3 protein-coding genes and 5 pseudogenes are annotated in these 7,511 nt (G+C 59.1%); 3 read left to right on the forward strand and 5 right to left on the reverse strand.

What is annotated here, in order from left to right; translation table 11 throughout:
• Window positions 1-126, forward strand: a pseudogene (locus ABK249_RS33490) (IS630 family transposase); the annotation flags it as partial.
• A gap of 73 nt (window positions 127-199) precedes the next feature.
• Here ABK249_RS33490 and ABK249_RS33495 read toward each other — a convergent pair.
• The 4 genes and pseudogenes from ABK249_RS33495 to ABK249_RS33510 all read right to left on the reverse strand — a co-directional run.
• Window positions 200-358 (reverse strand): annotated as a pseudogene (locus ABK249_RS33495) (ATP-binding protein); the annotation flags it as partial.
• A 1-nt stretch (window position 359) separates the two neighbouring features.
• Entirely contained in the window at window positions 360-2,465 is a 2,106-nt protein-coding gene (locus ABK249_RS33500) for a recombinase family protein (RefSeq protein WP_210059119.1), read from the reverse strand.
• 443 nt (window positions 2,466-2,908) lie between these two features.
• A pseudogene (gene istB / locus ABK249_RS33505) lies at window positions 2,909-3,617 on the reverse strand (IS21-like element helper ATPase IstB); the annotation flags it as partial.
• Window positions 3,607-4,548: pseudogene (locus ABK249_RS33510) on the reverse strand (Mu transposase domain-containing protein); the annotation flags it as partial. The pseudogenes istB and ABK249_RS33510, both read right to left, overlap by 11 nt.
• Window positions 4,549-4,608: 60 nt before the next feature.
• Here ABK249_RS33510 and ABK249_RS33515 point away from each other — a divergent pair.
• Window positions 4,609-5,613 carry an IS110 family RNA-guided transposase gene (locus ABK249_RS33515; protein ID WP_113426808.1) on the forward strand — a complete coding sequence of 335 codons (1,005 nt, stop codon included), beginning with the start codon at window positions 4,609-4,611 and terminating at the stop codon, window positions 5,611-5,613.
• Window positions 5,614-5,841: 228 nt separating this feature from the next.
• On the opposite strand, the pseudogene istA reads toward ABK249_RS33515, so the two are convergent.
• Window positions 5,842-6,456, reverse strand: a pseudogene (gene istA, locus ABK249_RS33520) (IS21 family transposase); the annotation flags it as partial.
• Between the two features lie 326 nt (window positions 6,457-6,782).
• Here istA and ABK249_RS33525 point away from each other — a divergent pair.
• A partial coding sequence (locus tag ABK249_RS33525; protein ID WP_348864906.1) for an ISAs1 family transposase occupies window positions 6,783-7,511 on the forward strand: 729 nt, incomplete at its 3' end.

The following is a 7,511-nucleotide window of genomic DNA, read 5'->3' on the forward strand; positions in this document are numbered from 1 at the left end:
GGCCAGGCTCCCTTCGGCCACTGGAACACCATGACGTTCATTGCCGCCCTGCGCGTTGATCGCGTCAGCGCGCCCTGGGTCATCGACCGGCCGATCAACGCGACGAGCTTCCTCGTCTATGTCGAAATGTTGGTTTCCACGCGGAACTGAGCCGGTTTTTCCACCGAGAAGTGAGCCACTTCTGAGTATGGTTTTCTGATCAGGCTTTGGTCAAGAGATTGGCCTTTTCTCCTCTCTTCTGTGCTGCTGCGGCCGAGCTGGCCTTGAAGCGGAAGCTGTCGTTTCCTGTTTCCAGGATGTGGCAACGGTGGGTCAGACGATCGAGCAGAGCGGTGGTCATCTTGGCGTCACCAATGATTTCATGATGCCTGTTTCCTCGATCGTCTATTACGTTGAGCGCGAGCGCGCAGAATGTCGATCTGGTCCTGCGTCAAGTCGATTTGCCACGGCTGGCCCTTGGCGAGTTGGTGCCCTTTGAGCCATCCGCGAGCGAGATAATCAAAGATGACCTGAGGTGTGATGCCCAGAGCCGCTGCGGCTCCTTGAACGGAGTAGGATCCGTCCGGCCACCGGGCGGGATTGGAGCTCGTGCCGTTGATTTTGACGGTGGGAATGCCCCAACGCCTGCGCAAGAGCCAGACATTCTCACCCTTGAAGGCGCAATTCCGTGCGGCAAGAAAGCCTTCGGCGTTCAGCGCCGAGGCAATTTCCTTGTCCATTTTGCCGGCGGTGTTCAGCTCCGTCACGCGCGCTCGTAGTTTGTCGATATCGATATAGTCACCATAGGTGTGAACGCGCCTTTGGACAGAGTGCTCGCTTGTCGCTCCCGTTTGCCACAGGATCTTGACCCAGACCTGGCCCCGCAGGCGCTTTTGGTCGAGAACGACCTCGCAGATGATGAGGCGTAGGATGCTCTTTCGCTCGGCTGCCGTGGTCGAGGGGGCATGCCAGATGCCAGGGAGGTTCTCTCCGAGCGCCAATAGTCCGTCGCGATCTGCCTCGCTGAGAACCAAGGGTTCGTCGGACCGCCACCGTTGATAATCTTGCTCTATGGCCTCGGCTGCACGCAGCTTCTCTTCCCATCCCCGCTCCAGCGACCGGGCCACCAAGCGGTTCTCGGGTTCGACTGCGTCGTATTGGCGCCGTGCCCTTTCCGCCTCGTAGCGCGCCCGTTCGCGCCGCAGAGCCCATTGACGCTCAAGCTGCCGGATCTCTTCTTTGATCTGGCCCAGTGCGGCGATGGCGATGGCGATGCTATCCGGCGTCAGGGCCTCAAGTAGAATGCCTTCGATGCGTGCGTCGATGGGCAGAGCTCGCACCTCCTGGCATAACGGCCCTCCATCGTGACCGCGGTCGGCGCGGCACGTGTAGACGGGATAGTTTCCCGCAGGGCCGCTATAGCGCAAACTCATCCGCCGGCCGCACCGCCCACAGACAGCGATGCCCTGCAGCAATGCAGCGCCCTTACGCGGCGCTCCCGTATGGCCGGCTTCGTAGTGGTTGATATTGTTTTCCAATCGCCGTTGGTTGTCCATAAACTCCTCCCAGCCGATGTAACCAGGATGGGCCGCTTGCAAACAGACCTCCCAGTCTTCGATGGGGACCTTGGTTGTGCGTGGCAGATACACGTCCTGACGAATGCGCCCGCCAGTCTGCCGTCGTCGACCATAGACATAGGCCCCAGCATAGCCGGGATTATGGAGAATGCTGAGCACGCGCGGGTTGCTGGCCTCTTGCCAGACGACTTCGTGCGGTGCCGGACCACGAAGGGGACGCATTGGCAATGGTAAATCCTCCTTGCGTAGATAACGCATTACCGCCCGCGCGCTTCCCAATTCGCGGAATTTGCTGAAGACGAGGCAAAGCCTTGCCTGCACTTCCTCATCGGGATTGAGAATGATCTGGCCCGAGAGGGCATGAGATAATCCGGCGGGTAGACCAAAGCGCAATTCGCCGCGTGCCGCTTTCTGACGCTCGCCCTGATGAAGGCGCTGCCTGATCTGGTGCAACTCCGCTTCGCTCATGATGCCTGACAAGCCGAGCAAGAGGCGGTCATGGTAAGCGCAAGGGTCATAGAGCCGTTCGCCGTCGGCAATAATAACGCCGAACAGTGCGCACAGATCAAGGAGTTGATGCCAATCACGATTGTTGCGGGCGAGCCGAGAGGCATCGAGGCTGATGACAAGCCCTGCGTTTCCAAGCCCGATCTCTGCGATTAGCTTCTTAAAGCCCTCTCGCTCGACGCTGCCCGAACCGGATTTGCCAAGATCTTCATCGATGACGTGCACGCGTTCATGTGGCCAGCCAAGAGCGACGGCGCGATCGATGAGCCGATACTGCAGCTCAGTGCTTTCCTGATGATGCCGCACCTGGTTTACAGAAGACTGGCGGACATAAATGTAGGCGAGCTTGCCGCGATGCTCGGCGGTGACTTGGCTGTCCGGGCTATTCGTCGCTCTCAGCATGCCGATCTACCTTTGTCGGCGCGCGTATTGACCGCATCCGCATCAACAGGGGGGCAAGTTTTTGAGCGACTTGTTTGCGCGTCTCCGCCGGCAAATCGAGCCACGGACGCGGGACTGTCGTGCTCGGGGTCAGAAGCTTTACGAGGGACTGAGACGCTACGCGGTACGGTTTCGATTGCGCGTTCATCGCGAATCACCTCCTTGGAACGGGAGGTAACCATGCTGTTTAAATGGCGCATCAATGTGAGCAGGGTTCGAACGCTGATGCGAGGTGCCGACTTCGACTCGCTCCACGCGTCCGGCGAAAAGGTTGCAAGATCGGTCGCCGACCGGCGAATTGAACGGCGGCGTCCGTCAGGTAATCGAACGACTACGAATGCCGCACCGCGACCGGACTGGACTGACACCAGCTCAAGACGTTGACCCGCAAGGCCGTGGCGTGGGTCAATGATAGTCACATGATGCACCACCCCGTCGACAATAGGGGCAGTCTGCGATGCTTGGTTCGCCGAAGACGGTTGCCCATTCGCTGAAGCTGAGGTTGGTGGTGATGACGACGCTGGTGCGCTCGTAAAGCTTGCTCAACAGGTGGAAGAGAAGCGCTCCGCCTGAGGCACTGAATGGAAGGTATCCGAGCTCATCGAGGATCAGCAGATCGAGACGGACCAGCGTCTCGGCGATCTGACCTGCCTTGCCCTTTGCCTTCTCCTGCTCGAGCGCATTGACCAATTCGATGGTCGAGAAGAAGCGGACCTTTCGGCGGTGATGCTCGATAGCCTGGACTCCGAGGGCGGTCGCGACATGTGTTTTGCCTGTGCCCGGCCCGCCGACGAGGACAATGTTATGCGCTCCGTCCATGAACTCGCATCGATGCAGTTGGCGCACCGTCGCCTCGTTGATTTCGCTGGCGGCGAAGTCGTAGCCGGAGATGTCCTTGTAGGCCGGGAAACGGGCAGCCTTCATGTGATAGGCGATGGAGCGGACCTCGCGCTCGGCCATCTCGGCTTTTAGCAACTGGGACAGGATCGGCACGGCCGCATCGAAGGCTGGTGCTCCTTGCTCGATCAGGTCCGTGACCGCTTGGGCCATGCCATACATCTTCAGGCTACGAAGCATAATGACGACGGCGGCGCTGGCAGGATCATGACGCATGACGACCTCCCACGATCCGGACACGCAGGCCATCATAGCGCTCCACGTTTGCCTTGGGTTCACGCAGCAAGGTCAGCGCCTGTGGCGTGTCGATGTCAGGACCGTCAGTTGTCTTCCCATCGATCAGACGATGCAGCAGGTTCAGCACATGCGTCTTGGTCGCGACGCCTTGATCCAGAGCCAGCTCCACAGCCCTGACGACAACCTGTTCGTCGTGATGAAGCACCAGAGCGAGGATGTCGGCCATCTCCCGATCACCACCGGGACGGCGAAGCATCTGGTCCTGCAGTTGTCGAAAGCCCAGCGGCAATTCCAGGAAGGGTGCACCATTGCGCAAAGCACCGGGCTTGCGCTGGATGACGGCAAGGTAATGCCGCCAGTCGTAAATCGTTCGCGGTGGTTTGTCGTGGCTGCGTTCTATGATCCGCGGATGTTCGCAGAGGATATTGCCCTCGGCTGCAACTACCAGCCGCTCGGGATAAATCCGCAAGCTGACGGGGCGGTTCGCAAACGATGCTGGCACACTGTAACGATTACGTTCGAAGGTGATCAGGCATGTCGGCGAGACGCGCTTGCTCTGCTCGACGAAGCCGTCAAACATGGCGGGCAACGCCATTAAAGCAGGCTGTTCATCACCCCAAACATCCGCGATCGAACCGGGCAGGCTCCCGTGCGGTGTCTCCTGCCACAGGTCCTGGCAATGCTGCTCCAGCCAGAGGTTCAACGTTGCCAAATCCGGGAAGTCCGGCATCTGTTGCCATAGGCGGGGACGAGAATCCTGAACGTTTTTCTCGACCTGCCCTTTCTCCCAGCCCGCAGCAGGATTGCAGAACTCAGGTGCAAAGACGTAGTGGTTCGTCATCGCAAGGAACCGGATGTTGACCTGTCGCTCCTTGCCGCGGCCAACCCGATCGACCGCTGTCTTCATGTTATGGGATGGACGCCTCCCTCCGAGGCCTCAGAATGAGGGGCCCAACTAAAGGAGGAAGTCATGACATTCGAATTGCTCGCAATCGATCTTGGAAAGTCGTCATTCCATCTCCACAGCATCGCGTCGGATGGCGCTATCCTGTCGCGGAAGATCAGCCGTTCGAAGTTGGCCGAAACGGTCAAAGCTATAAACCCCAGGATGGTAGCGATGGAAGCCTGCGCCAGCGCTCATCATTGGGGGCGGCAATTCCAGCATGACGGGCGAGAGGTCTTGCTGATCAATCCACGCTTCGTGAAGCCCTTTGTCCGTGGCTCCAAGAACGATGCGGTCGATGCTGCGGCGATTTATGAAGCGGCGACACGTCCAACCATGCGGTTCGTACCGGTCAAGTCGACCGCACAGCAAGACCTTCAGTCACTACATAGAGTTAGGGAGCGTCTGATCGTTCAGCGGACATCGCTGATCAATCATGCCCGCGGCCTTCTTGCCGAGTATGGAATCGTTTTGCCGCAGGGGCCATGGCGGTTTGCTGCTCAGGCACCCTCGGCTGTCGAGAATGCACCTCTTTCCGATCTCGGGCGCGAGCTATTCCTCGAACTCCTTGACCAGCTCACCGATGTGAATGACCGGGTTGCCAGGCTCGACCGGAAGATTAGCGAGATTTGCCGCGAGCGAGAAGATTGCCACCGTCTGTGCGAACTGCCTGGCGTCGGTCCGATCATTGCAACTGCACTGGTGGCCAGCGTTGAGGACGGGCGCCACTTCAAATCGGGGCGAGAACTGGCGGCCTGGATCGGGCTGGTCCCGCGACAATACACGACTGGCGGCAAACCACGCCTCGGCGGAATTGGCCGCCGAGCGAACCACTACCTCCGTCGCCAAATGATCCATGGTGCACGCGCAGTTATCAGCCGACTTGCCAGTCACGACGATCGCCGATCGCAATGGCTGAAAGAGCTCGTCGCTCGCCGTGGATTTAATAAAGCGATCGTAGCGCTCGCCAACAAGACCGCGCGGGTAGCATGGGCCTTGCTTACACGACAGGAGCGCTATGCCGCAAAATAGTCATTTGCCAATCGTTGCCTGTGAGGCAATGATGAATGCGAGGTAAGAACTGATGGCGTAACGGCACGGACCGCAGCTTCGGATCCTGATTTACGACAAGGCCACAAAGGTCGATCATGTTATGAGGAAAGAGGCAGCGGACTCCCATCAAGGCCAGGAGCGTGATCGCTCCAGCGATAGGCCGGATAGATTCACGCATCCAATGCCGAGTGCCGCCAAATGTTCATCTCGCCCGGGAGGCGTCCATAGATTATCGTAGATGCCGCGAGCAGGGACGCCTCCGAACACACGGAAGCCGTGCCAATGGGCGTCAAAAAGCATCTCGTGCGTCTGCAGCAGGTAGGCCCTGACCAAAAACGCGCGACTGTGCGATAGCTTGATATGCGCGACCTGCAGCTTCGTCCGCTCTCCGCCGATCACGGCATAATCCTCACTCCAATCGAATTGGAATGCTTCGCCTGGGCGGAAAGACAGCGGAACGAATATGCCTCGGCCCGTCGTCTGCTGCTCACGTTGTCTATCCGCCCGCCAATCTCGGGCGAAGGCTGCAACACGGCCATAGGAACCGGTAAAGCCGAGCGCCACCAGATCGGCATGAATCTGCTTCAGTGTTCGGCGCTGCTTGCGCGACTTCCCGGCCTCGGTCTTCAGCCAGGCCGCCAGTTTGTCGGCAAAAGGATCAAGCTTGCTCGGTCGTTCCGGTACCGTGAACGTCGGTTCGATCGTGCCCGCGTTCAAATACTTCGCGATCGTGTTTCGCGACAGCCCCGTGCGCCGGCTGATCTCGCGTACAGACAGGTTCTCGCGCAGCTTCATCCGACGGATAATGTTTAAAAGTCCCATGTGGATCACTCCGTTGCCCCCGTCGCTCTCCGCGTTGGGGGAAGGTTCACATGGCTCAATTCTCAATGGAAATTATGCGCCTAACCGGCTCAGTTCTGCGTGGAAACCAACAGTCAGGCTTTTATTGAAGCGTTTTTTCCCTGAGGTCTTTGAGAAATTCCCTGAACCGCTGAGCGGGCAAATCGGGATTACGAAGTCGGCGCTGAGTTCCGTGACCGTCGCAAGGGACTATGGGGTCGACATCAGGGCGATCGGGTGAAGAAGTAGGTGACAAAGGTTTGAATTGCTGAATCAGTCGCGATCCTCTGGATGGAGGAACGACGACGATGACGGATAGCGATCGGGAGCATGGCGAACTTTTTGAGGAGGCGGGTGTTTTTCTTGGATATTTTGAGGATATTCCGGACGGGCGTCAGGTCGGCAAGGTCCGCTACCCGCTGAGGGAGGTGCTGCTGCTGTGCCTGCTTGCGGTATTGTCGGGGGCGGAAACATTCACGGACATCGCGAATTTTGGCAATCGGAAGCTGAGTTTTCTGCGTCGGTTTCGGCCTTTTGCAGGCGGCACACCGTCGCATGATCATCTCGGCGACATCCTTGCCACGCTTGATGCCGAGGCGTTTCAGCGCTGTTTTGTCGCCTGGGTCGCGTCGCTGACCGGCGTGGCGACAGAGGTGATCGCCATCGATGGCAAGACCGTGCGCCGGTCGAAAGGCGCCAAGGCGGCGATCCACATGGTCTCGGCGTTCGCCGCGCGCCAACGTCTGGTGCTGGGTCAGGTCAAGGTCGGCGAGAAGGCCAACGAGATCGTCGCGATCCCCCATCTTCTGAAGGTGCTGGCGATCGAGGGGGCGATCGTGACCATCGACGCCATGGGCTGCCAGCGTGCGATCGCGCAGCAGATCGTCGACCAGAAGGCCGACTATGTCCTCGCCCTCAAGGGCAATCAAAGCGCGCTGCGCGACGATGTCAGCCTGTTCGTGACCGAGCAGAAAGCCAAGCAATACGCCGATACCGCGATCAGTCGACATGAGACCGTGGATGGCGATCATGGTCGG

Origin of the sequence: Neorhizobium phenanthreniclasticum (assembly GCF_040066075.1) — a bacterium.
Classification (GTDB): domain Bacteria; phylum Pseudomonadota; class Alphaproteobacteria; order Rhizobiales; family Rhizobiaceae; genus Neorhizobium; species Neorhizobium petrolearium.

Coding starts and splice junctions, on each gene's coding strand:
- ABK249_RS33500 (WP_210059119.1), bottom strand. CDS start 2,465: ATGCTGAGAGCGACGAATAGCCCGGACAGCCAAGTCACCGCCGAGCAT.
- ABK249_RS33515 (WP_113426808.1), top strand. CDS start 4,609: ATGACATTCGAATTGCTCGCAATCGATCTTGGAAAGTCGTCATTCCAT.